A 2,561-nucleotide genomic window follows, 5' to 3' on the forward strand; every position below is an offset into this window, starting at 1 on the left:
GTGGAGGCTGTACATGCGGTACGTAGGCGATGCGGTGCCCGAGGCGCTGTCGCTACCAGCCGACAAAGCCACGCAGTTTAGACAATTTGTAGACGGCCTTATCCAGCTGTTGGATAAGGCTGAGAAACAGGCAAGAGAAAAGCTGGCGGGGATATGCAAAGCCGTGGAGGAGGGCCGCGTCGAGGTGATAGAGAGGAGCAAAGCCGTAAGCCACATATGCGACGGCGGGGTCTGCATCCATACACAGTTAACCGGAGCCCCGGTGTTTAAACTGCCTCTGCACGACATATCTGCCAAGCTGTACTTCCCCAGCATTGGACTAGGCCCAGAGGAAGTAGAAGCCTTCCAACTAGGCTGGAGGGCGAGCGACGAGGCGACTGAAGGTAGGCGGCCTGAGATGGGCACGACAAAGCCGTGGCAACTATTAGCATGGCTTGCGGTTAGATCCGGAGTGGTGCGGATTTACCTCCATTATGTCCATGTGAATGCTAGCGGTCTATCTCTGGAGACATACGCCGTTGCCCGGGATTGGGAGCAGAGGTGGTCTAAGGAGGAGGCGCAGAGGCTCGCCGTAGAGGCTATACAGCGGGGCGATTACAGGCCGTTGTTGACGTGGTTCTTGGGAGACGGGGTGGCTAGGTGGGAGAATCTCCGCCTTTATTTAGCAGGCGCTATCTTAGGTGGGTTCAGACGCGATGTTGCAAAGAGAGGTAGCTACGCCACTAGGGAGATTTCCACAGCTGTGGCAAAAGCATTGCTGGAGGACGCTGGGATTTACGGCCGGTTGCTAGAGGTGTTGCGTAGCCACAAGTGGGAATATCTAAAGACACTGGCAAGTTACAAGCCGCCTCTTAACCCAACTTACGTGACGGTAAGAGGCGTGGAGATGCGCCTACACTTGTCGGCGAGAACTTTATACGCAGAGAGGCGGCTCGCCAGCGAGGAAGAAGCTAGGCGCACCGCGGAGCGACTGGCGCCCCACGCCAGTATCTACAAAGACAGAAACAGGTACGTAGTGTACATACCCTGGAGCGGGCTGAAAGAACTAATACAAAAAGACCCAGCGCTAGGGAAAGCGGTAGTGGATTACCTAGGCAAAGTAGCCGAGAGGAAGCCCATTGCGAAAAAGCTACTAGCCCAGATAACCCCTTTTTGAATTAAACCTACGTGGCGGGCCCGCCGGGATTTGAACCTTATCCCAAGCCCCCACGCGGGGGCTTGACGGGACCTACGGCTCCGCAGGGTCGGCGGATCTGGTGGATCCACCGCCGCGCTGTCCTGACTGCGCTACGGGCCCTTTCCCAGATACATGACTATTTATTTAAGCCTTATGCCGCCTTTAAAAAGCTAACCGAATTAAACCCGCTCAGTCGCCTATTTAACTGAGATATGTGGGCAGTCCCAGCGTGGGCCGCCGCCGTCCTCGCAGTAGCCTACTATATCGACAGGTCCGCAACCAAGCCGTGCCAGTCTTAGCCATGTAGCACGCCACCAGCCCGTAGACGCGTGTCAGTAGTTCTGTATGGCTTGGGGGTGTATAGCCGTTTTTTAAGACGTCTTAAACTACTTCTTTGTGATAAGGCGTTGTGCTGAGGCTTGTTAATAAACGACGCGGAAGATGTGGAAAGGTTGAAGGAAATTAAATACGTGGGGAAGCCGTTTCCCCTCTATCCTTTCCTCAAATAGCTAGGGGGATGACGTGCGGAGTGCGGTGCGGAGAGTGGGCTGGCGAAATGTACTATCTCTGTACAGTAGCATAGACGCCGGGGAACGGAGCGCATCGCGTAATACGGCGGCGCTTTTCGGTATTAAATTTTTATAGCCACTCCATGGACTGTAGAGTGTGGCCGCCGTGGTAAAGAAACTCCCTTTTTCTTCTTCTACTCTCTTTTACATCTTTATTTTGTCGGTAATAACACTAACACTGTATGACATATTAACAAGGGGTTTGGAACCTGCTCTAATAGAATTACTTAAAATAGCGAGGTCCCTGGCTGTTGCCACCTCAGTCTTCTTTGTCCTTTTCTTTGTCTTTATAGCAATCTTCGGGAAATGGCTAGAGAGTTATGAGAAGTTGTTCTATTTGATATTTCTTTTGGCGTCGTATATTGCTGGCGGAGTTGGCGATCTTGTGTATAAAAAGCCTGAGCTGGCTGTCTACGGCGTACCTCTGTATTTCGCGTTTGTGGTGTACGGATTCGTGAAGGGCGGAGTATGGGGAGGCGTGGGCGCGGCTGTGCTAATGGCTCTATACGCCACGTCGCTAGTCCCGCTGTGGGCAGTCCCCGCGTGGATAGCCGCAGCCGTCTTAGCGCTGTGGTATATCGCCAAGCGCGTCGGCAGATCTAACGAATAGAAATACGCGAGGGCTACCAGACTGAAGATTTATCCGCAACGACACACAAACCTCCGTGTTAGCCGTCTACGGCGGCTGTGTCGAGCACCCCCAAGTCGTCTGCGTAGGGTCGAGAGAGGAGCTCCTCAGCCACGTCGGCCGGAGCTTCCTCGTGGTGGTGGGGGACGAGTCCCTGGCGAGGGAGCTGGAGGCGGCTTTCTTCACA

Annotated in this window: 2 protein-coding genes and 1 tRNA gene; 2 read left to right on the plus strand and 1 reads right to left on the minus strand. The window is 54.0% G+C overall.

The window, feature by feature from the left end; translation table 11 throughout:
• Nucleotides 1-1,156: hypothetical protein (locus ACP5J3_RS12910; RefSeq protein ID WP_428496060.1), on the plus strand; the 1,156-nt coding region annotated here is incomplete at its 5' end.
• Nucleotides 1,157-1,168: 12 nt separating this feature from the next.
• On the opposite strand, the gene ACP5J3_RS12915 is transcribed toward ACP5J3_RS12910, so the two are convergent.
• Nucleotides 1,169-1,297: transfer RNA gene (locus ACP5J3_RS12915), tRNA-Arg, on the minus strand.
• 834 nt (nt 1,298-2,131) lie between these two features.
• Between ACP5J3_RS12915 and ACP5J3_RS12920 the strand changes: the two genes are divergently transcribed.
• Nucleotides 2,132-2,356 carry a hypothetical protein gene (locus ACP5J3_RS12920; protein WP_428496061.1) on the plus strand — a complete coding sequence of 75 codons (225 nt, stop codon included), beginning with the start codon at nt 2,132-2,134 and terminating at the stop codon, nt 2,354-2,356.
• Nucleotides 2,357-2,561: the final 205 nt, after the last annotated feature.

The organism is Pyrobaculum sp., assembly GCF_049971835.1.
Classification (GTDB): domain Archaea; phylum Thermoproteota; class Thermoprotei; order Thermoproteales; family Thermoproteaceae; genus Pyrobaculum.